General features: G+C 52.6%; 19 protein-coding genes. 11 read left to right on the top strand and 8 right to left on the bottom strand.

The annotated features are described in order from the left end of the window. Positions 1 to 52: 52 nt before the first annotated feature. From SPI6313_RS05905 to SPI6313_RS05885, 5 genes are all read left to right on the top strand, one after another. Positions 53 to 847, top strand: a complete 795-nt coding sequence (locus SPI6313_RS05905; protein WP_072620165.1) for a GUN4 domain-containing protein — start codon at positions 53 to 55, stop codon at positions 845 to 847. Positions 848 to 1299: 452 nt separating this feature from the next. Then, positions 1300 to 3765 (top strand): dynamin-like GTPase family protein, encoded by a 2466-nt coding sequence (locus SPI6313_RS05900; protein WP_084668912.1) that lies wholly within the window; start codon positions 1300 to 1302, stop codon positions 3763 to 3765. Positions 3766 to 4458: 693 nt separating this feature from the next. Further along, positions 4459 to 4791, top strand: coding sequence for a KGK domain-containing protein (locus SPI6313_RS05895; protein WP_072620164.1), 333 nt, complete (start codon positions 4459 to 4461; stop codon positions 4789 to 4791). Between the two features lie 83 nt (positions 4792 to 4874). Then, positions 4875 to 5225, top strand: coding sequence for a KGK domain-containing protein (locus tag SPI6313_RS05890; protein WP_072620163.1), 351 nt, complete (start codon positions 4875 to 4877; stop codon positions 5223 to 5225). A 27-nt stretch (positions 5226 to 5252) separates the two neighbouring features. Further along, on the top strand, positions 5253 to 5489 hold the full coding sequence (locus SPI6313_RS05885; protein ID WP_072620162.1) for an HNH endonuclease: 237 nt from the start codon (positions 5253 to 5255) through the stop codon (positions 5487 to 5489). Here SPI6313_RS05885 and SPI6313_RS05880 read toward each other — a convergent pair. Then, a complete protein-coding gene (locus tag SPI6313_RS05880) occupies positions 5482 to 5982 on the bottom strand; it encodes a GNAT family N-acetyltransferase (protein ID WP_072620161.1) in 501 nt (166 codons plus the stop codon). The genes SPI6313_RS05885 and SPI6313_RS05880 overlap by 8 nt on opposite strands. A 305-nt stretch (positions 5983 to 6287) precedes the next feature. Here SPI6313_RS05880 and SPI6313_RS05875 point away from each other — a divergent pair, with 305 nt between their 5' ends. Next, positions 6288 to 7679, top strand: a complete 1392-nt coding sequence (locus SPI6313_RS05875) for a sensor histidine kinase (protein ID WP_072620160.1) — start codon at positions 6288 to 6290, stop codon at positions 7677 to 7679. A 40-nt stretch (positions 7680 to 7719) separates the two neighbouring features. On the opposite strand, the gene SPI6313_RS05870 is transcribed toward SPI6313_RS05875, so the two are convergent. The 4 genes from SPI6313_RS05870 to sigC all read right to left on the bottom strand — a co-directional run bounded on the left by SPI6313_RS05870 (position 7720) and on the right by sigC (position 12696). After that, positions 7720 to 8436, bottom strand: coding sequence for an energy-coupling factor ABC transporter ATP-binding protein (locus SPI6313_RS05870; RefSeq protein WP_072620159.1), 717 nt, complete (start codon positions 8434 to 8436; stop codon positions 7720 to 7722). 61 nt (positions 8437 to 8497) lie between these two features. Continuing rightward, positions 8498 to 9640, bottom strand: a complete 1143-nt coding sequence (gene wecB / locus SPI6313_RS05865; protein ID WP_072623017.1) for a non-hydrolyzing UDP-N-acetylglucosamine 2-epimerase — start codon at positions 9638 to 9640, stop codon at positions 8498 to 8500. Between the two features lie 91 nt (positions 9641 to 9731). After that, complete coding sequence (locus SPI6313_RS05860; RefSeq protein ID WP_084668911.1) at positions 9732 to 10847, bottom strand: class I SAM-dependent methyltransferase; 1116 nt, start codon at positions 10845 to 10847, stop codon at positions 9732 to 9734. Between the two features lie 508 nt (positions 10848 to 11355). Next, positions 11356 to 12696: an RNA polymerase sigma factor SigC gene (gene sigC, locus SPI6313_RS05855; protein ID WP_072620158.1), complete on the bottom strand. Its 1341-nt coding sequence runs from the start codon at positions 12694 to 12696 to the stop codon at positions 11356 to 11358. Positions 12697 to 13093: 397 nt separating this feature from the next. Here sigC and crtA point away from each other — a divergent pair, with 397 nt between their 5' ends. The 4 genes from crtA (at position 13094) to SPI6313_RS05830 (ending at position 17692) form a co-directional block, all read left to right on the top strand. Continuing rightward, positions 13094 to 13981, top strand: coding sequence for a cyanoexosortase A (crtA, locus tag SPI6313_RS05850; RefSeq protein ID WP_072620157.1), 888 nt, complete (start codon positions 13094 to 13096; stop codon positions 13979 to 13981). Next, the gene (locus SPI6313_RS22240) at positions 13971 to 14978 is read left to right on the top strand and encodes a cyanoexosortase A system-associated protein (protein WP_084668910.1); all 1008 of its coding nucleotides are present in this window, start codon (positions 13971 to 13973) and stop codon (positions 14976 to 14978) included. Before crtA ends, SPI6313_RS22240 begins: the two co-directional genes overlap by 11 nt. Positions 14979 to 15239: 261 nt before the next feature. Further along, complete coding sequence (locus SPI6313_RS05835) at positions 15240 to 16430, top strand: HhoA/HhoB/HtrA family serine endopeptidase (RefSeq protein WP_072620154.1); 1191 nt, start codon at positions 15240 to 15242, stop codon at positions 16428 to 16430. A 326-nt stretch (positions 16431 to 16756) separates the two neighbouring features. Then, on the top strand, positions 16757 to 17692 hold the full coding sequence (locus SPI6313_RS05830) for a histone deacetylase family protein (RefSeq protein WP_072620153.1): 936 nt from the start codon (positions 16757 to 16759) through the stop codon (positions 17690 to 17692). 758 nt (positions 17693 to 18450) lie between these two features. Here the strand turns inward: SPI6313_RS05830 and SPI6313_RS05825 are convergent. From SPI6313_RS05825 to SPI6313_RS05815, 3 genes are all read right to left on the bottom strand, one after another. Beyond that, the gene (locus tag SPI6313_RS05825; protein ID WP_072620152.1) at positions 18451 to 19044 is read right to left on the bottom strand and encodes a fasciclin domain-containing protein; all 594 of its coding nucleotides are present in this window, start codon (positions 19042 to 19044) and stop codon (positions 18451 to 18453) included. Between the two features lie 106 nt (positions 19045 to 19150). After that, on the bottom strand, positions 19151 to 21370 hold the full coding sequence (locus SPI6313_RS05820) for a dynamin family protein (protein WP_072620151.1): 2220 nt from the start codon (positions 21368 to 21370) through the stop codon (positions 19151 to 19153). Position 21371: 1 nt separating this feature from the next. After that, a complete protein-coding gene (locus SPI6313_RS05815) occupies positions 21372 to 21665 on the bottom strand; it encodes a DUF3082 domain-containing protein (RefSeq protein WP_072620150.1) in 294 nt (97 codons plus the stop codon). A gap of 104 nt (positions 21666 to 21769) precedes the next feature. Here SPI6313_RS05815 and SPI6313_RS05810 point away from each other — a divergent pair, with 104 nt between their 5' ends. After that, the gene (locus SPI6313_RS05810; RefSeq protein WP_072620149.1) at positions 21770 to 22783 is read left to right on the top strand and encodes a 4-hydroxyphenylpyruvate dioxygenase family protein; all 1014 of its coding nucleotides are present in this window, start codon (positions 21770 to 21772) and stop codon (positions 22781 to 22783) included. Positions 22784 to 22786: the final 3 nt, after the last annotated feature.

Here is a 22786-nt window from a genome sequence, read left to right as displayed (position 1 = left end):
GACGCTTCAGGGCATCTCGTTCTGTTGTCTCAATTGATGGGTTTAATTTCTGATGCTTCAATGTCCTGTTTGCCAAACTGAATACGCCGAAGGGTTAGTGCAGTTTTGTACCCACTGTGGCTGGGATTTAAATGAACTCTCGCCGCTCCTGATGGGCCAACTCCCCGCCGAGTACCGCGAAGCTGAACACGCCCGACTGCTCTGGGCCCAGCGGATGTGGGCCAAGCTCGAAGCCAGCCGAGGCCTTGGGGAAAAACTCGACCAGCTTCAGCAACAGTTAAACCATGTGACGGATCTGATTCAGCATCAAACCGAAACCCTCGCCACCCAGGCCGTGAGTGAACCGCCCCCACCCCCTGCCCCCCGCCCGCCCACCATTGACTACAGCGAACTAAAGCACCTCCTCAAACAGCGGCAATGGCAACAGGCGGACTGGATGACGGCGAAGCTGATGATTACGATCGCCCATCGTCAAAAACAAGGCTTTCTCACCGAAACCGATCTTGATCATTTTCCAGCGCGGGAACTGCGGGCAATTAATCGGCTGTGGCTCTCGGCGAGTCAGGGGCAATTTGGCTTTAGTTTGCAGAAAAATATGACCTTTGAACTGAACAGCAACCGACTGGCGATCACCCAAGTCTGGCCCACCCTCAGCCAAAAACTCGGCTGGTACGATGCCGAGGGCGATCGCTGGCTCACCTATCAAGAACTGGATTTCAGCCTCAATGCCCCCACCGGTCACCTGCCCGTCCTCGGTGATGGGTTGATTTGGTTTGTCAGTGGTTGGGAAGGGGGAAGCCGCGCCTTTGCGACCTTGATGTCCCGGCTCGATAAATGCGGGATCTAGTCGCCCTCACCCTCAATCCCTCACCCGGCTTGGGCCACTGCTGATCCATAACCCAAGTTCCCCCTAGTCGGGGATTTTAATCCCCGCCTCAGAGCGAAAACCGATTAAAATGGGTTCCAAAGTGGGCCGAAGCCCACTTTCGCTATGAGCCAAGAACTGAAGTTCTTAGCGGATCGGGGTGCGGCGAACTCATTTCCACCAATTTTGGGTTTAGCTTGACCGGATTTCGTATCTGTTGGGGATTGTCATCCTGTGGAGTGCGATCGCCTCCCTCGCTGCCCTGAGATTTAGTCATTGCAGCGTTATGGATCAGCCGTAGAATCGTTTCGCAAACTAGACGCAAGATTCCCGTACCGCCTAGAGTAAAGATATCCACACCGCAGGCGTAGGTAGGAACTTCAATCGCGCCTGTAGGCATAGGATGAACGTTAACATCCAACCCCATCACAAGTATGACCATTCAGGACAGTCCCACCTGTAGCCATCTCAACGACCAAGTTAGCACCGTGCTGACTCTGTTGCATCAACAGCCCGAATTGCGATCGCAACAGGACACCACCGCCGTTGAAACCGCTCTGCACAAAGCGATCGCGCCGCAATTTGAAATCGTCTTTGCGGGCGCATTTAGTGCCGGGAAATCGATGTTGATCAATGCCCTCTTGGAGCGGGAATTGCTCTACAGCGCCGAAGGCCACGCTACGGGCACAGAATGCTACATCGAATATGCCGAACCCGATGCCGAGCGTGTTGTGCTCACGTTTTTAAGCGAAGCCGAAATTCGCGACCAGGTGAAAATGTTGTGCGATCGCCTGGGGATTTCTGCCAACATTAACATCAACAATGCCGATGCCCGCGAGATTGTGATCACTAATTGTCAGCGGATCATCGCCGACGAAAAAGGCGAAAGCAAATCCGATCGCGCCAAACAAGCCAAAGGGCTACTCCTCCTCCTCGAAGGTTACGCCCAAAACTGCGATCGCATCCAAGCGCTCCAAAACGCCACCTATTCCATGGAGCAATTCAACTTCACCAACCTCGCCGAAGCCGCTGGCTATGCCCGACGCGGCAGCAATAGCGCCGTTCTCAAACGGTTGCAATATTACTGTCACCATCCTCTCCTTGAAGATGGCAATGTTTTAGTGGATTTGCCCGGCATTGATGCCCCGGTGAAAAAAGATGCCGAACTCACCTATCGCAAAATCGAACACCCCGATACCTCCGCCGTAGTCACGGTGTTAAAACCCGCCTCCGCCGGGGACATGAGTAGCGAAGAAACGGAATTGCTCGAAAAAATGCGCCAAAACCCCAGCATCCGCGATCGCATTTTCTACGCCTTCAATCGCATCGATGAAACCTGGTACAATCCCCAACTGCGCCAACGCCTTGATAGCCTGATTCAAACTCAATTTCGCGACAGCCAACGCATCTATAAAACCAGTGGTATGTTGGGCTTTTATGGCAGCCAAGTGAAGCAAACCAGTGGGCGCGATCGCTTCGGTCTCGATTCTATCTTTGCCGAAAGTGTCAAAGGTATCGGCGGCGAAGAAGAAACCCCCCAATTTATCAATGGGTTTAACCAATATTGCGCCAGTTCTGGAAAACTCGCCCGCAGTGAATTTCGCGTTTCTGTCAATAGTTTTGAGACTCCCAATGAAAACTATGTGCGCATTCTCAGTGACTGGGGTCAACCCCTGCTCGATAAGTTAATCGAAGACAGTGGCATCGAAGACTTTCGCAACGCAATCACCCGATATTTAACAGAAGAAAAACGCCCCCAACTCTTTGAAGCCTTAGCCGATGAATTACAGCCCATTTGTATCTTGCTGCAAAATCACTACAGTCTTCAACGGGATAATCTAGAAAGTCAGCCCCGCGAAATTGATGCGATGAAGGCTCAAGAGTTGGATGTTTTAAATCAGGAACTCCAACGCATTGGTAGCGAATTTGAGGACTACCTCACCACAGAAATCAACAGCATCATCGCCCAAGAAGATCCAGAGTTTGAGCGCGACTTCACCCGCTTAAAAACGCGCATGGTGGCGCGGCTCGATGAATTATTGCATGTGTTTTCCGTGCGTGATGCCTATAAAACAGCAACGGGAACCCATCCTCGCAATGCCACAGCCCCATTTCTCGCCGTTCTGGTGGAGGCTCTATACTACCTCGCCAATGAGCTAGAAGATGTGTTAATTGAACATGCCCAAACTGTGGTGGAAAACTTCTGTGAGCGGTTGTTTGAGTCGGTGAAAAAAACGGACTGTTACCGCAACTTGTATCGGTTATTGGGTCAAGATAGCGGCTTAGAAGGACGGTTTAAGGCGTTGACGAAAACCCTGTTAGAGTTGGTGGAAAATGAGGCGCGGCGGGAGTGCGATCGCTACGTCCGCGAAAGTCCCCGTTTTTACGATGAAGGTACATTTTCGATCTACCAATTCCGCCAAACCCTCCAGCAAACCTCCCAAACCTACGGTGCAGAAAGTATCGTCGATGCAGAACCCGCGATCCGTCAACTTCTGAAGCTGGATTTTGAACCCAAAGTCGCCGCCACGATTCGCAGCAATTTCCGCCAAGCGATCAACCAAACCATCAAAACTCAAGTTCTCCCCCTCACGGCTCAATTCAAACTCGACATCCTCCAACAATATGACCAAGCCCGCGCCTATCTCGAACAAACCCTAGAACAAGAGGCAGAATTAAAAATCGCCAAAAACAAAGAGCAACTTTCGATAACCTTGGCGAAAATCAATACCTATAACGAAGCCATCAAAGGCATTAATGCTTGTCTTCAATCGTTCAATCTCTTTAGCAAGCAATTGCCCCTGATTTCGTTAACCTTCGATGCCATTGAACCCCCAGCAAAACCTGATGAAACTGCTCCTATTGATGCGGAGTTTGAATCAATTCCCGACTCTGTTTAATGTTTAACACTTAACCGGAGGGTTAACGAATGTTAACCCTAATTAGCGGGGTGGGCAATGCTCACCTTGCTATATTAAGTTTTGCTCAATACATTGAATTCAGTGATTACACGCACAACCTGGGTGCATCAAATTATGGCTCAACTCTTTGTTAAAAAATCATTATTTTTGTGATTGATTTCTTCATAGTCTTTTGATATATTTGCAATACCTGCACTTTTGGGGCTAATTGTGATGAGTCAATCCTGTGAAGCACTAACCGGAGATGGAAGCGATACGAATTCTTTCCAGGAAATAGGTCAAGTCCCTCTCAATCATCATCCGAATCTGACGTTAATCACCACCATTCAAAAAATATGCCATAATGCCGTTATTTTAATGACATTGCATTGGCATAATGCCTTATCTTCGTCTCATCAATGGAAAACAGAAAGTTTTCAATTTGGACTTTTAAATACATTCATTGACGGCAAGTGGAAGATTCGACGAGTGCAGGTCAAGATAACGTTTGAATATTGCCTAGATGACCAAGACAGATCTTGATTTTTAAAAATCAAGATCGCTAACATTATTCACCTTATCTACTCATATACCTCAGACATAGAAAATCTTTGATCTGACGATACGCCTAAATATTGACTTTCTTGTATTTTGTTAGTATACTCGCTGCTAGTCTATAGGAGTCTGATCGTAATGAATCAAAAGTTTGAAGCATTAACAAATGCAGGTGATGTCATTTCTGTTCAAGACAAATCAATGCATAGTTATCTTGCATCGTATCCAATGTTCAAGATGGCAGAAATCACTAAGATATTATCTTGTAAAGTGATTAACATACATGAGCAGTCTTGGGATGATGAGTCTTATGGTAAGCCCAAGAAATGGGTTACGGAAGGGGTTGATTGTGAAGTATTGAGTATTAGTGAAGGAAAGTGGAAATCCGGAAAAGTCAGAGTGAAAGTTTTGATTGAGTTCTGTCCAGATGAATCTGGTGGTTCTCAGTCCCCTCTTGATGATCTACGTTAATCGCCAAAGCCCAGTACAATCTTAAGTGATCGTGCTGGACTTTTATCACAATAATCCGACTTGAAATTCTCTAAGTATTTATCATGAACTCAGATTTTCAAGAATTATCTAGCGACAACGCAATTATTAATATTGGTGGGTCAACGTTCAAAGCTGTAGATTTACGACCACATATTGATATTGTTTTACAGCAGAGCTATGAAAAAATAAATGAGCAGTTGGCTTCAGCTAGGTTAGGAAAGCTACACCATAGTCGGGTACTTAGTGCAGGTGGATTTAATGGTGAAATTCTAGAGATCAAAACTGGAGAGTGGATCAAAGGAAAAGTTAGGATTCGTTCGGTTTTTGAGTTTTGCCCTGATGAAGTTATTGAAAACACAGAAAAGAATGAGTCTACAGATGATTCTTTAGATGAGATTCGGCGTTCTTTGTGAGATTTTTTAGTGGGGAATGGGGAAGTGATGCAGGAAAAAACACCACGGATTCCGATGCCGCCGGAGGTGCGGAAGTTTGTGTTTGAGCGCGATCGCAACACTTGTAAAAGTTGTGGCAGTCAGGCGGAGTTACAGGTGGATCATATTATTCCCTTGGCGAAAGGGGGCACGAATGATCTCAGTAATTTACAAACCCTGTGCCGCACTTGTAACCAGCGCAAAAAACATCATCTTGATCCGAGATTTAAGCGGCATTTTAGTTAAGGGTGATGCGATCGCGATATTCGGGTTCGAGAATGGACATTATTAGGAACGATTCAAAACCCCATTGTGTATAAATGCAGTCGCGTAATGTGCCTTCGACCACAAACCCCAAGGATTGATAAAGAGATTGGGCGCGGGTGTTGGAGTCTTTCACGTCGAGTTGAAATCGGTGGGCTTGGTGCTTGTTAAACACCTGATGGAGAATTCGTTCTAAGGTTTGCCGGCCATAGCCTCGGCCCTTGACCATGACGACAAAACGCTGGAGGGTGATGCAGCGGTGAGGACTGGTTAAACCAATAAGAATCGTATAGCCGATGGGCTTGGCATGGTCGGGGTGAATGATGATGGAATGGGCAATATTGGGGTCATTTAACGCCGCTGCGTGTTGTTCGCGTGGCCATTGCTGAATATAGCGGTTGTTATCAGGATGGTTTTCCGCCATGATGACAAAATCAAGATCATCTGGGGTGGTGGGGCGTAATTGAACCGGCATAGAGCATGGGTGAATGAGTCGCACCCCTGATCAAACCATACCCGTTGCGGAGATGCGTTTAAGTCTGTGCAAGACGTTAAGAAAATTTAATAGTTTTCTAAAAGAGTTTACAATGCTAAGGATTCGGTTATTGAAGTTGATAAAAATCACCCTATTGAATTGCAATTGTTTCCCAATCTATCCTGAAGATCTGATTTTTTAGATCTTCGCGATCGCATGATGTCATTCCGAGCAATGTTTTGACAGAGATAGGCAAGGACAAATCCGACCAGTTAGCAAAAGCGACAGCACAACCTCTCGATCTGATGCCGTTACAGCAGGAGTTGAACCATGAACGTCAACTGCGCCATCAAGCCGAAGCTCAGTTAGCGATCGCGCAGCAGGAATTGCGATCGCTGCAAGCCCAGATCGAGGAGCGGATTGAGGCCCAAGTACAACAGCGCACGATGCAATGGGAATTATTTCACCATCTGGCCGAGCAAATTGGATCAATTTTAGACTACGAGCAACTGTTTCAATCGCTGCTCGAACATTTGCAACTGCTGGTTCCCTGTGATGTGACAGCGGGGGTGTTGATGCACCCTAAAACCTGTGAGTTGTTTTTCCGCAGTAAACAGCCGCTGATGAGCCAAACCCAAGCGGATCTGATTCAAACTCTGTTGCAGCATCTCAGTCAACAGCAACAGTCGGATTTACAGGATCATGCGTTGCGGTTACACCAGGTTCATTATCCGGCTGATCCGACGACATCGGGCCTGATTAAAACGTTGCGATCGCAGTTTGTTGTTCCCATTTTGGATCACAGTTCCCCCGCTGCGCCAGTGTTCGGCCTGTTGTTAATCGCATCGGTGGACTCGACCCCGTTCACGGATGCCCATCAACAATCGGCGTTGTATGTGGCACAACAGGCGGCGATCTCGGTGCAGCAATTGCGCGTTTTGTTGCAGGCGGAATCCTCCACCCACCAAGAAGAACAAGACAAAGCCCTACTGAAGGAAAAAGAATTGAGCGAGTTAAAGTCTCGCATGATCCGTACGATTTCCCATGAATATCGCACCCCCTTAACGGTGATTTCCCTAGCGGCGGAATCCCTAGCCCATCAATATTCCCGCTTGAATACCAGGCAGCGTCACAACTGTTTTCAGCAAATTTGCCGGGCGACTCAGCACATGAATAAGTTGATCAATGAAGTGCTGTGGGTGAGCCAGGCAGAGGCGGGAGAAATGGAGGTGCAGCATCAGCCGACGAATGTGGTGCGGGTCTGTCGCCAGAGCATGGATGAGTTGGCGGTGGTGAATCCCGAAGATGGGGTGCGGATTCATTTCCAGTTGACGGGGGAGGATGTGGATGTGGAGCTTGACCCGATCCTGTTGCAGCAGGTGTTGACTCATTTGCTATCTAATGCGCTGAAATATTCGGCGCTGGATCAGTCGGTGCAGTTGAGGTTGGAGATTACGTCCCAGTTGGCTATTTTTCAGGTGAGCGATCGCGGTATTGGTATCCCTCCGGCGGATCGGCCGCGTTTGTTTGAATGTTTTCACCGGGCGGGGAATGTGGGCACAGTGCCGGGGACGGGGTTGGGGTTAGCGATCGCCCGTAAATGTGTGGAACTGTTGGGCGGGACGATTATTTTTGAGTCGGAATTAGGGGCGGGCAGTTGTTTTACGGTGACGCTGCCGCGATCGCCGTCCTCTTAGGCTGGTCTTCACGAGGGATTACCCAACTTCAAGCCAGGCCTTAGCGGAGAGAGTGGGGCACTTCGAGGCGATTGGCGGTGAGGAGTTCGGCGTTGGCGAGGATGGTTTTGGTGGGGCCATCGGCTAGGATGCGCTGATGGTTGAGAAGGAGGGTGCGATCGCACACTTCCACGATCATTTCTAAATCGTGGGAGGAAATCAGCAGGGTTTGGGAGGCGTGGTGAAAAAACTCAATCAGTTGACGACGGGCGGCCAAATCTAGATGGGCGGTGGGTTCGTCGTAGAGCATTAAGCGGGGATGCATGACGAGGACGGAAGCGATCGCCGCCATACATTTTTCACCCCCGGAAAGCTGGTGGGGGGCGCGATCGGCTAAATGCTCAGTCCCCGTCATCTGTAACGCCCGATCGACGCGATCGCGCACCTCAGCATCTGATAACCCCAAATTATCTGCCCCAAAGGCCACATCCTCCCGCACCGTCGGACAAAACAATTGATCATCCGGATTTTGAAACACCAACCCCACCGCCGGCTGAAACCGCCCCCGCCGCACCGACTGCCCAAACACCTCAATCGTCCCTCGACGCGGCGCAAGCACCCCCGAAATCAATAAAAATAGCGAGGTTTTCCCCGCCCCATTCGGCCCCACCAGTCCCACCTTTTCCCCCGCCTTCAGGGTTAACGAGAGATCGCGAAACAACGGCAGACCCTGGGCATAGTCAAACTGGAGGTTCTGAATCGACAGCGCAACCGTCATGGCGGATCTTTCCGTTCCCTGATCAAAATTATCGTGCGTATCCCCTGCCTTGCTCTCAAGATCATCTTTCGTTTGATGGGTCTATGGTTGCACCGGATGCCAAAAAATCCTGGACGATCGCTAAAATTCGCGCCGACGCTTGGCCATCCCCAAAGGGATTAATCGCCGTGGCCATCGCCTCATAGGCGGCGCGATCGCTGAGTAATGTTTGGGCGTGGGAAGCGATCGCCTCCGGAGCTGTGCCGATTAATTTCGCCGTTCCCGCCTGCACTGCTTCCGGGCGTTCCGTTGTCTCCCGCAGCACCAGCACCGGCTTACCCAAACTGGGCGCTTCCTCTTGCAGCCCCCCCGAATCCGTCAGCAACAGCGTACAGCGTTGAATTGCCCCCACCAATTGCCCATAGTCCAAGGGTTCCGTTAAAAAGACACGGGGATGATCTCCCAAGGCCTGTTGAATCGGTTCTCGTACCGTCGGGTTGCGGTGCATCGGCAAGAGCAACGCCGCATCGGGGCAATCCGTGAGTACCTGGGTTAAGCCCGCCAGAATATCCCGCAGGGGTTCGCCCCAATTTTCGCGACGATGCACCGTCGTCAAAATGACACGATACTGCTCCCAATCCAGGCCCGGCACGGGGCAGGGGGGATGGGTCGCCGCCACCCGTAGCAGCGCGTCGATCACGGTGTTGCCCGTTGGGTGGACTGCGCCGGTCACGTCGGATTTGGCGAGGTTAGCCACGGCCATCGACGTGGGGGCAAAGTGGAGTTGAGCGAGTTGGGAGATGAGGCGGCGATTGGCTTCTTCGGGATAGGGGTTAAAGAGGTTATCGGTGCGCAATCCGGCTTCCACATGGCCGACGGGAATTTGTTGATAAAAGGCGGCGAGGGCGGCGGCGAAGGCGGTGGTGGTATCCCCTTGGACTAAGACGCAGGCGGGGCGATCGCGCTCAAACCACGCCGATAATCCCTGTAAGGTGCGTTGGGTGATATCCGTCAAGGTTTGCCGGGGCTGCATGATCTCCAGATCATGATCGGCTTGGATTTCAAACAGCGCCATCACTTGATCCACCATTTCTCGGTGTTGCCCGGTTAAGATCACCCGCGTTTTGAGGGATGTTGCTTGGCGAAACTGTTGAATCACCGGAGCGAGTTTAATCGCTTCGGGGCGCGTGCCCAAAATAATATCAATACAGGGAAGGGAAGCCATGCCAAACCACATTACCAACGAAAAAAAACGGGCCAGTGCCCCCCGTTAATGTAGCAAGATTCCGAAACCTTCGGTGCAGGGTTGCACCGGGTTAACTCGGTTTGTGGGCCAGCCAATACTTGCTGACGTGGTGGGTAGTGGTGGTCACGTTGGTAAATCCGACCTGCTCTAAGTGGGCGACGAGATCATCTTGGCAATAGTGACGATAGTAGGGTTCATGGAAGAGGGCGGGGAAATTCTCTAACATCGGCCCAAACCCTTCAATATCCATCATTTGAACCGAATCACAGAGAACCACTGTGCCGCCAGGTTTGAGGACGCGGAACATTTCAGCGATCGCTGCTTGGCGTACCGCGCCGGGCAGTTCATGGAACAGGAAAACCGAGGTAAGACCGTGAACATAGTTGTCCTGGTAGGGCAGGGCTTCGGCGGGGGCTTGGATCAGTTGGGGCAGTTCACCGGGTTGCGCACTGAGGATTTGGTTAGCTTTGCGGAGATAGGCAGGAGACAGATCCACACCGTAGAGAGCGGCTTGGGGGAAGGTGGCGCGGAGGGCTTGGAGGGTGTAGCCCGTGCCGCAGGCCACATCGAGAATCTTGAGATCCGCCGGGGCGATCGCCTCGAACTGTGTCGCGATGCCTTGTTTTAACGGCTTGAGCACCCGTCGCCGCATCGGGTTCGCTGCCCCATTAAACAGAATTTCCACTTGCAAATCGTAGAGATTCGCCGACTGCTCGCTGAGGTAGCCATCGGTTTGATAATGGAAGTTTTGGAGATAGTAGGCCGGGTAGCGATCGCGATCAACCTCCGGCGCAAAGGTGTGTTTTTCCTGGTTGCGCCGCCGTTCTACCACCGTCAGCCAATCGATCCACACCTGGGGATAGTAGCGCACCACATCATCCCACGCTGTTTCAAACAGCAGCGTTTCCGGATAAAGCCCCGCCTGGGCATCCTGCCAATCTTCCTCTAGCAAATCCTGCTGACGTTTTTGGAGGGTTTGGAGCAATTCTGGCGATAGCCGCTGGGTGGCGGGGCGTTGATCGCCGAGGAACCAATCCACAATGCGATCGCCCACGGTCTTATGAGCCAAACTGATCGCACTTTTTCCGTATTGAAAGGTCGTATAGGCAGCTTGGCCGAATGCCTCGCGTGTGGGCAGACCCGCTTGCAGAATATTGATGAAGGGATTAATAAATTGCGTAGCCATACAGACTGAATAGACGAGGGTGAATGAATTGCATAGCTCCTTAGTGTAGCAAGGCTTTGAAGGAAGAGTGAGAGCCAGTGCGAATCAAGCCCTCACCCCCAGCCCCTCGCCCACCGGGAGAGGGGAGTCAAAAACTGTATCAATTATTGAAGACTGCCATAGTGAGCACCTGAGTACAGGACAAAAAATCAGGCTTTGGCTGAAACCCTGATGATTTCGTAGTTGGGTGGAACAATAGCAAAACTCAACACGCTCCCTAAAAATCCATAGTCTGTTGTAGTGTGGGCATCTTGCCCGCTGGGATCAGACAAAATAGGGAGCAGGATGCTCCCACCCCATCAAAATCAAGATGCCGCCGTACATTTCAACTTTTGTCCTGTACTCAGATTGAGCACAACTGAGCACAACTGAGCACAACCACCGCAACCGATCAAAAAACACCCTGGAAACGGGGTTGTTTCCAGGGTGTTAAACGTCACAATGAGCACGCTTTGCCGTTACGGTATTATCACGTCAAATTTTCCAAATAATCCCGCACGCGGTTCCGGCGTTTCGGTTGGCGGAGTTTTTGCAACGCCTTGGCTTCGATTTGGCGCACTCGTTCCCGTGACAGTTCGAGGGCGCGGCCAATTTCCGCGAGGGAATAGGGATTACCCGTTTTTAAGCCATAGCGCAGTTGGATCACTTCCCGCTCGCGGGTGGTGAGGTCAGCTAACAGTTGTTGCAACTCCCGCAACAAAGCTTCCCGCATTAAATTATCTTCGGGGGAGGCTTCTTCGGTTTCCAGGAGATCACCCAATTCGGTGTCCTTCTCTTTCCCGACCTTGATTTCCAAAGACACCGATCGCGGCACACGCAGGAGGACTTCCCGCACCTGTTCAGCGGTCATATCTAGCTCTTTGGCGATGTCTTCGGTGCGGGCGGTGCGGCCCTTTTCTTGGGAAATTTTGCGTTGGGCTTTTTTAATTTTGTTGAGTTTTTCGGTGATGTGAACCGGGAGGCGGATCGTGCGGCTTTGGGTGGCGATCGCCCGCGTAATCCCCTGGCGAATCCACCAGTAAGCATAGGTACTGAAGCGATAGCCCTTCGTCGGGTCAAACTTCTCCACCGCCCGTTCTAGGCCCAGGGTTCCCTCTTGGATCAAGTCCAATAACTCTAAGCCCCGGTTTTGGTACTTCTTCGCCACCGATACCACCAGGCGTAAATTCGCCTTGATCATATGTTCCTTGGCTTGAATCCCGGACTTTTGCGCCTCATCGAGTTCTGCCACGGTCAACTCTGAAATCATTGCCCAATGGGCTTTGCCATGGGAGAGGGCTTGTTTGAGTTGATCCGTTTCCATCTCTAGCGTGCGGGCCCAGCGTTCCCAGGAGGGGCGATGGCCCAATTGGGCCGCGAGGCGATCGTGGGCTTGAATCAACAGCACAAACCGATACATCACTTGCAGGTGATGGCGGTACACCAAGTAGGAATGCCAAAGGTCGTCGGCATCAGAGCAGCGTAGCAGGAGTTTACAGAGCAGCAAAGGATCGGGAATTTCGCCCTGTTCTGCCGCTTGGCTGCGCAATTCCATCAATTGCACATAACGCTGAATGATTTGGGCTTCGGACACCTCCTCATCGCGCTTGAGGAGGGGAACCCGGCCAATTTCGGTGAGGTAGAGTCGAACGAGATCCGTTGTGGTGCGACCCGTGCGCTTCACCTCTGGGGTGTCATCACTTTCGGTGTAGTCCACATCATTGCTGACATCATCAACCGCAGAAGAGGAGAACGTGTCACGATCTGATGACCCTAGGGGCGCATCAAGCGTAGGGTCATCTGGGGGCGTGCTAAAGGAAGTTTGTGACATGGCAATTTCTATCAATCGAAGGGGAGGAAAACGATCGCTTCGGGTCAAGCCGGGGGGAATGACCCCTCATCCCCTAGGATAGGGGACTTTAGAGACAAAACGGGTGACCTCCGTCAAGGGCTGGATTAATCTACATCACTGGATTCAATGATTCCCGAAGGATTTTGAAGAATTTGACCCTGATCGGAGAAAAATAGAGTTTTTCAGTTCCGGTTATAGTTGGAAAATGGCGGCTTTAGTGATCAGGCTCAACCGTTGGATCTAAAGCAATGGACGCAGGTTATGGTTCCTGAGTTGCCACCCTCTGGATCAATCTGGATCGCCCCCACTCCAAGAGAGTTGGGCCAAACCGTTAGATCCGATCGCCGCTGACTTCGTCCCTCATCACCATCACTCTATGTTAAATACTCTCAAAGTTGCCCAAGAGACTCGCTATTGGCTGTTAGGATTAGCGGCGAGTTTGATGCTGTTTCATCTCGCGCTGACGGATCAGACGGGAGACATGAAAAGCCTGAGTATTAGTTTTATTTTTTGGGGGGCGATCGCCTCCATGGTCTGGGATAAAAAAGAATCCTTGACATTCCGCAGCACCCTCTTCTCTAGTCTACTCGGAACCACAATTCTCGGACTCGCTCTCTTTAAAACGTTACAGATTTCTAGCGGCGGGGTTTTCGTCCAGGCACTACCCCTGATCTTTGCCTTCAGCTTGGCGCTCATTGCCTCCGGCTGGGAACATCTTGGCCAGTACCGCAAAGAACTGCTAGCCTTCGCCATTCTGGCCCTACCGGGCGAGCGGTTTCTCGCAGGAGGGCTAGAGGCGATTCTTCAAAGTGTAACGGGACAAAATCTCACCATGGCCACGGCGAAAGCCTCCACCTTTGGCCTCAGTCTGGTGGGCATGAATCCCTTACTGACTGATGATGTCTATATCAACTTATCCCGCTCCATTGTGCGCGTTCATGAAGGGTGTTCCGGGGCGGGCATCATTGATTTTCTGTTGCGACTGTCGTTCCTTTTCTTAATCATTTTCAAGACGAGTCGAGCCGGGAAATGGTTATCGCCCTTGATTGCGATCGCCCTCGGTTTTATCATCAACGGGGTGCGCGTCGCCCTGATGGCATTTTTAATTAACAATTTCAACACAGAAACCTTTGACTATTGGCACGTGGGTGACGGTTCACAAATTTTTGGAGCCATCGGGGTGATCCTGCTAGGGGGCATTTGCTACCGTTTCATCCAACCCGAACCCTCTGATTCTCCTCAATCTTCCGAGCATGGAACCTAATTCTTTCAAATCATCTCAATCCAACCCCGAATCTCAACCCCATCCCCCTACCCCCGATCCTGAACCCCCATCCTCCACTGATTCCGCCAACGGTGCTGAGTCCACGCCACCGGCTACATCAGAATCCTTGGCTGATCCAATCCCTGGCGAGTCAACACCTCCCCTAGAATCAGCATCCTCGGAGGAAGCCCCACCCGTTCCTGAACCCGTTGCTGATGAATCAGCATCCGTTCCTGAACCCGTTGCTGAACCATCCGAGGCTGATGAATCAGCACCCATTCCTGACTCGGAGGCGGCTGTGTCACCGAGTCTCCCAGCGTCAGCACCAACGCGCCTTTGGCTGCCGATTTTGGCGTTGAATGTTCTGATCGTTGTGGGGGTGGCGGTGCGGGTGTTCACTGATCCGAGGGTGGGGAATTTGCAGGCCTATGAGTTTCCGGAAACCATCGAGATCGAGGGCTGGAACTTTACGGATAGTGAGTCGATCAAGCCGGTGGAAAAGCCTGAATATGAAGGGTCTAGCTATCGTGCGGGTCGTCACTATCGCTATCGGCAGGGGCGCACACCGTTGGATGTGGAGATTCGCTATGTGACGGAAACCTTGGGCGGGGTTGATCTGTTTACCCGTGAGCATGAACGCTTCCAGGGTAAGGCGGATGGGGAAGAAATTGTCGCCCTCATTCGCCAGAGTCCGGAGACGGGGGCGTTTGCTCAACTCACCTATGATGACTATGCCTATATCAGCACTTGCATTAACCCGCGTGGGTTGAGCACGGTGTCGCCGGATCAGTTCCAACGCAATCAGGAGCTTTATGATACGGTGATGGGTCGGGTGATTCCGTGGTTGTTGGGGCGCGATCGCTGGCGAGACGATCGCTGTCTCTGGACATTGATGTATATCCCCCTGGGTGATGACCCCGACCAAACCCAAGACCAACTCGAAGCTGCTTGGCGAGACTGGTTTGACACCTGGGAGGGTCAATTTCCGCCCCTCTAGTTCCCCTCCAAAATCGCCAATTTCAAAACTGTCTGGGCAGGACACACCTTCTTCATATTCCTGTGACGACCCTGTGACATCCGCTGCCTATAGTGAGAATCAAGTAAGGACACGTGGGCTACGGAATAACCTCTCACACCCTCCCCTGGTGTAGCCCACGACTCACCTTGGACATCATAACAACACCCAATTAGAGGGGGGAGGCGTCCCCTCTCTTTTTTCTTTTCTCGTCCTGCCACGTCGTTCATTTCCTGGATTACCATGACTGATTCTCAAACTCCTGCCCCCTCTTCCCCTACGGCTCCCCGTCGCTTCAAATGGTTGACCCATCTCTCGCTTGTGGTCATGGGTGCGGGGTTAGCCATCGGCGGCCAACAGTTTTATCGTCAACCCTTAATGTCTTCAACCCCGACGGGATTGGCTCAAGCGATCGCCCCCACATCCCCCTCGATCGTGCCCCGTAATTTTGTCGCCGAGGTGGTGCAACAATCCGGCAATGCGGTGGTGCGCATCGATGCGTCCCGCACGGTCAAAACCCAAATGCCCCCGGAATTTAATAACCCCTTTTTCCGGCAATTCATGCCGCCGAATCTCCCCGATGAACAGATCCAACGGGGGTCGGGTTCCGGCTTCATCACCGCTGCCAATGGCGAAATTTTAACCAATGCCCATGTGGTGGATGGGGCGGACACCGTTACGGTCACCCTCAAGGATGGTCGGACGTTTGATGGGCGTGTCGTGGGTGCTGATCCCGTAACCGATGTGGCGGTGGTGAAAATTGACGCGGAAAACTTGCCGACAGTGAAGATCGGAGATTCTGCGCAATTGCAACCCGGTGAATGGGCGATCGCGATCGGGAATCCCCTCGGTTTGGATAGCACCGTCACCACCGGAATTATTAGCGGCACGGGTCGCAGCAGTTCCCAAGTGGGTATCCCGGACAAACGGGTGAACTTTATTCAAACCGATGCCGCCATCAACCCCGGCAATTCCGGCGGGCCGCTGCTCAACGATCGCGGCGAAGTGATCGGCATCAATACGGCGATTATCCGTAACGCCCAGGGCCTTGGGTTTGCGATTCCTATCAACCAAGCCCAAGACATCGCCGCGCAACTGATGGCCAACGGTCGCGCTGAACATGCCTTCGTCGGGATTCAAATGGTTCCCCTCACCCCGGAGGTGCGGCAACAGGCGAAACAGCAAGGCGGTCTCGATATTCAGTCCGAAACAGGTGTGCTGATCGTCCAAGTTGCGCCCAATTCCCCCGCTGATCGGGCTGGGTTGCAGCCGGGGGATGTGGTGCAACAGATTGCCGGTCAGGGCGTTGATGATCCGAGCGTGATTCAAAATCAGGTGAGCCAAACTAAGGTGGGCGATCGCCTCACCTTGCAAGTGGATCGCGCCGGCCGCAGCCTGGATATCAATGTCACTGTTGGCACATTAGAGCAATAGGTTTCCTCAAGTTTTCCCGTTTCTTCTTGCTCCTCAATCGGCTCCGTTTCAGGTCATCGCCCCTTGTTCATTAGGGGGCAGACCCACAAACGGGGCTTTTTTTTCGGGTTATAGCACTAGCCAAGGTAGTTAGGACATTCAGAGCCTTTGAAACAAGGGGCTTAAGCCCCTTGCCTGTCCGAATCAAGTTGTCTACCAAGATCCGTCGCAGTGGTCCGCCCATAGCCAAAGGCTTGGGGGTGGTGAAGTGACTGCTATTACTTGGCCCATGGCTCCGAGAGTGAAGACTTACCCTTAAAATAGGCGGTGATGCTAGGGGAGCCACCATGTTTTCTATTATTTATTCGGATCGTTTTCTCGACCATGACACCGGCAGTTATCACCCTGAACGCCCAGAACGGTTAACCGCGATCGTTGATGCGTTAAAAGCCGCACCGTTTTGCGATCGCCTCACCTGGCGCACCCCCACCCCCCTAGCCGATCGCGATGCGCTGCCCTGGGTTGAGCAGGTTCACGCTGCGGACTATATCGAGGTGGTGCAACGATTAGCCCAACGGCCCGGCGGCGGCGCGATTGATATGGATACGCCCGTTTCGCCCCACAGCTACGCGGTGGCACTGCTGGCAGTGAATGCCTGGCTCGATGGGGTGGATCTCGCTTGTAAACAAGAACCCGCGTTTGTCCTGGCACGGCCACCGGGTCATCATGCCACGGCACAGATGGGGATGGGGTTTTGTCTGTTTTCCAATGCGGCGATCGCGGCCCATTATGCCCTCACGAAACCGGGCATCGAGCGCGTCGCGATCCTCGATTGGGATGTACATCATGGCAACGGCACCCAAGCGATCGCTGAACAGCACCCTGCGATCGCCTATTGCTCGCTCCATCAATGGCCCTGCTACCCCGGCACAGGCAAAGCCGACGAAACCGGCCACCATCACAATGTGCTCAATATCCCGATGGGGGCAGGGAGCGATCGCACCGACTACCAAGCCGCCTTCACCGATCACGTCCTCCCCTTCCTCACCCAAGCCCGCCCCGACCTCCTGATCGTCAGTGCCGGCTACGATGCCAACCACGACGATCCCCTCGCGGGGGTCTCCCTCCATCCCGACGATTTCGGCACATTCACCACCCAAATCCGCAACCTAGCCCCCCGCCTCATGTTCGGCCTCGAAGGCGGCTACGATCTCCCCAGCCTCTCCGCCTCTGTCTGCGCCACGATCGCCGCCTACCTCGAACCCACTCCCACCCCTGCCTGATTGGGGTTGATTAAGCCACAGGAAACACCAGTGTGAGAAGATCGCGAGCAGTTGTGAGAAGATCGCGAGCTAGAAGCTCGCACTACAACAGAAAATTAATACAGCTGTGAGAAGATCGCGAGCAGTTGTGAGAAGATCGCGAGCTAGAAGCTCGCACTACAACAGAAAATTAATACAGCTGTGAGAAGATCGCGAGCAGTTGTGAGAAGATCGCGAGCTAGAAGCTCGCACTACAACAGAAAATTAATACAGCTGTGAGAAGATCGCGAGCAGTTGTGAGAAGATCGCGAGCTAGAAGCTCGCACTACAACAGAAAATTAATACATCAGTAGTGTGAGCCTCTGGCTCACTACCTCTTCGATTGGCTCACTAGCTCTTCGATTGGCTCACTAACTCTTCGATTGGCTCACTAACTCTTCGATTGGCTCACTAACTCTTCGATTGGCTCACTAACTCTTCGATTGGCTCACTAACTCTTCGATTGGCTCACTAACTCTTCGATTGGCTCACTAACTCTTCGATTGGCTCACTAACTCTTCGATTGGCTCACTAACTCTTCGATTGGCTCACTAACTCTTCGATTGGCTCACTAACTCTTCGAGGTGGATGGAGCAGGAGCCATCCGGATCAGTTGATGTTTGCATCAAATCGTGAAAAGCGGCGAGGAGTTCATTCCCTGGCCGCCTTTCACTCAAATCTTTAAACTAGACAATCCGCGTTGCATCACTGATCGCGAATTAGCTCTTCCCAATCACTCTTTACCACAGGCCGCGGATCGGTTCCGGTTGCATCCGGCTCGCCAATTCATCCGCCACACCTGCGGGGATCAAGACGCGATTAATCGCATGGATCACACCGTTGCTGGCCGGCACATCGGGCATAATCACACTGCCGTTATTGACCACCACTTTATCGGGGTCAACCCGCACCGCCAAACCGCCATTCAAGGTTTCCACCGGGCCCGTTTCGAGGTCGCTCGACATCACTTCACCAGGGACGACATGGTAGGTGAGGATCTCGGTGAGCAGGTCGCGGTTTTCGGGTTTGAGGAGGGCATCAACGACACCATCGGGAAGTTCTGCGAAGGCTTCGTCAGTGGGTGCGAACACGGTGAACGGCCCTTCTCCAGAAAGCGTTTCCACCAAACCAGCGGCTTGAACGGCTGCCACCAAGGTTTCAAAGGCTTCGTTACCGCTCGCCACATCGACAATCGTGCCGGGGGTTTCGGCTTGGGCCACTTGGATAGGGGCTTGGGGCTGGGGTTCGGCTTGTACGGGAAGGGCGATCGCGCCCCCCAAACCCATCACGGCTGCAAGAACCATCAAGGATTGAGAGAAGGGTTGTACGGTCATGGCAATGTAAAGTTTTGCGAAGTCTACCCCCCCAGTCTAATCAGTTTTTTTGAAGATGGTGGCGATTAGGGGCTGGGATACGCCGAATGTCGGAGCGCGATCGCGCCTACTGCACCGGCCGCCAACTATCGAGGAGTTGTTGGATCTCCTTCAGATTTGCCAAGTAACGGTCTAAACCTTGTTTCTGAACTGCTAAAAAAGCCAGGATTTGATCCACTTCCGCCTCGCGGGTTTCCCGTTCCTTCAAGAGGCGATCGAACTCCGCTAAAAAGCGGTTGATATAGTCGTTAATTTGTTTTTCGACCAGGCCGAAATCCTCCGCCACCTGTTGCTTGATCACCCGCTCCACAACCAGTAAACTGCCCCGTGTTTGGGAATCAATTTCATACTGAATCGCTTCAATAGTTTGGCGCAAATCAATTTCGTAATAGGAGCGGTGATCATCCACTTGAATATCTACTTCATAATCGCGACAGAGGGCACTTTTTTTCTCGCGAGTCCAGCGGGTGTAATTTTCCGTTTGTTGTTGCACTTGGGTATCGATGCCCTGAAAATCAAACACCAACATTTGAATCGGGTTGATATTCATCGAAATTTCCAACGCTTCCCCTAAATATTGCGATAACTCATCGGAAATATCTTGGATATTACGCTGCATTTCGTCCACTAATTCCCGCCGAATTTGCGTGCCGTAGCGGGAGAGATGATCTTGGGTATTGGTCCACCAGTCTTTAATCAGCAGGGAACAAAAGCGATTAATGTCTTGCTTGACCTGTTCTACTTCTGCTTCGCCGTTGCAGTGGATCGCGTAGGGGTTTTCCGCATCGTCGGCGATGAATTTGCGGACGACGGATTTAAAGGAGTCGGCGAGATTTTTGGGAACGTGAAAGTTAGGGGGATCGGCGGGGTTAGCGGGATCGGGTTCAGGGGCACTGTAGGGATTAAAGTCAGAAAAGCGGTATTGCACAAACAGATCAAATTCCTGTTGAATTGCCACTTTCGCATGTTCGGCAAAGTCGGTAATTTGCCAGCGAAATTGTTCAACGAGTTTTTGTTCTTGATCTTCGACTAAGCGTTTAACGCCGCGAATTTGAATAATCGCATTTTTTGCCAAGCGTTTGTATTCTTCCATCCGTTGGCGGAGGGGTTGAATTTCAATGCTCCAGCCTTGAATACGGGTGTTGAGAATATCTTCAATGGCGTGGGCAGATTTATCGAGTTTGGCGGCCACATCCCGCAGGAGATTCCAGCCGGAATTACGGACAATATCGGAGAGGATCGATTGTTCAATGCCGGGGATGAGACTGTCTTGGAGGGCGCGATCGGCGACTTTATAGGGGGAGGGCATGAGCAGATCGCCGTCGGGGGTTTCTTCGGCGTAGCGACCGGAAAAGAAGCGTTTGAAGTCTTTGAGATGGGTTTCACTGGCGCGATCGCTCTGGATCAATTTCGCCAGCAACCCTTGCCAGGCACTGGCGGGATAAATCACGGGGTTACGGATGCCGAATTCTTGCAAGCTGCGGCGTAGATCGTCGATGACGTGGGCGATGGGGCGGTCTTCTTCGGTTTTGCGGTCGATTTTGTTGAGGATGAAGTAGACGGCGCGTTGGCTGCGTTCGAGAAATTCACCGCGATGTTGGGTGAGGTTGTGCAGTAGTTCGGAGTTGGTGCTGTCTTTAAAGGAGGAGTAGTCCAACAGAAAGATGATCACCTCACAGTTGCGGAGCGCGTCGAGGGTGGTTTCGCGCAGGTAGAGGGTATCGAGGGCGGTGTCGCGCCATTCGTTGGGGCCGGGGGTATCGACGAGGGTGAAGCCGTTGAGACAGGTATAGTGATCGAGGGCGGCGATCGGGTGGTAAAGCTCGAAGCGGGTGGTGCGATCGCGGTTGCCCGTGGCGCGGATCAGATGGGTGCGTTGGAGAAATTGCTGGCGGATGAAGTGGGAATCGCCTTGAGCGATGGTGACGGGGTGGCGTTCGGTTTCACGGTATTCGAGGAGGTAGGGGATTTGACCGGCTGCGATGGGTTTAATTTCCGTGCGGCAGACGGTGCAGGATTCGGTTTCTGAGGCGAGGACATCGGCCCCGATCAAGGCATTAAGAAAGGTACTTTTCCCGGCCTTCATGGCGGCGATCACTGCCACTTGGTAGCGTTGCTCGTGGAGGGCGTAGAGCGTTTGCTCAATGTCAGTTTCAAGGCTGCGGAGGGTGGAGCGGTCTGCTTCGGGGGCGACTTGCTTGGCGCGGAGGTTTTGCAAGAACTGCACCAAGAGCATTCCTAGATTGTGTAAATTCTCGTAGGCGGCTTGAAACTGCTGGGAGGACATCTTACGGCTGCTGTTGACGGGTGAATTGGAGTTGTACCGCTAACGCGAGTAGGCCGACGGCAGCGATCGCAAAAACAGCTGTCCCCAGTGTAGCGACTCCCACCACGAGGGTACGCACGGCGACAGCGAGATTCATCGCCGTCGCATTCACCGTGGGCAGGGGCTTGGCGGCGAAGGTGTTGGCAATATTGCAGGTGAGAAAATAGAGGGCCGTACCGAGGGAGCTTGCGATCGCTGCCCCAGTGATGCAGCGCAGGGGTGTGGTGGCGGGAGTATCAGGCGCAGGTTGGGTCATGGTTGATCAATGATTCTTCATCGATTCTATAAGGGGCGATCCCGAAACGCAAAAGCAATTCATTTAAAATACGGGCAAACCTATGCCGGATGAGGTCAGAACGAATGCAGATTCATCACGTTCAGTTTTATGTGCATGATGCACGCTACTGGCAAACCTGGTTTGTCCAAAAACTCGGCTTCACGGCCCTGCCGATTCGTGTGGATGGTGACACAATCAACGGGGATGTGGTGTGCGGTACGGTGCGGTTCCGTCTTGCCTCGGCCCAAACACCCCAGAGCCCTGTGGCGGCCTATCTTCAACACCATAGCCCTGGGGTGAGTGCGATCGCCCTCACCGTCCCCGACCCCGACGCAATCCTCGCCCGCGCCCAAGCCCACGGCGGCCAGATTCACCCCACCCCCTACAGCAGCGCCCCCACCCTCGTCACCCCCTGGGGCCTCCGCCATCCCCTCCTGCCCACCCTGCCGCCCCCACTGCCCCGCCAAACCACCCCCCTCACCATCGATCACATCGTCCTCAATGTCCCCCAAGGCGAACTCAACGCCGCTGTCGCTTGGTATCAAGCCGTCTTTGGCCTCGTCCCCCAACAACGCTTTGACATTCGCACCCATACCTCCGGTCTCCATTCCCAAGTCCTCACCCATCCCGACACCGGCCTGCAACTCCCCATCAACGAACCCAGCACCGCCCATTCCCAAATCCAAGACTTCCTCCACCACAACGGCGGCCCCGGCGTGCAGCATATCGCCCTCGCCCCTGCCGCTATCTTGCCGATGACCCAACGCCTCCGCAAGGCTGGGGTACAGTTTCTTTCCGTGCCAACCCAGTACTACGCCACCGTGCAGGAAAAATATCCCCACTTGCCCCTCAGTGCTGAGGATTGGCAGGCGATTCGGGCCGCACAAATTCTCGTTGATCGCCCCAGCCCCAACACCCTCCTGCTGCAAATTTTCACCCAGCCGATTTTTGATCAACTCACCTTTTTCTTGGAGCTGATTGAACGGCGGGATCAGGCCCAGGGATTTGGAGAGGGTAATTTTCAGGCCTTATTTGAAGCGATCGAAGCGCACCAACAACAGCAGCCGGCAATTGCTTCGCGGGGCAAAGGCAACTAGAAT

Origin of the sequence: Spirulina major PCC 6313, assembly GCF_001890765.1 — a bacterium.
In the GTDB taxonomy this organism is placed as follows: domain Bacteria; phylum Cyanobacteriota; class Cyanobacteriia; order Cyanobacteriales; family Spirulinaceae; genus Spirulina; species Spirulina major.
The sequence above is the reverse complement of the archived record's forward strand: the minus strand, read 5'-3'. Positions and strand labels throughout refer to the sequence as shown.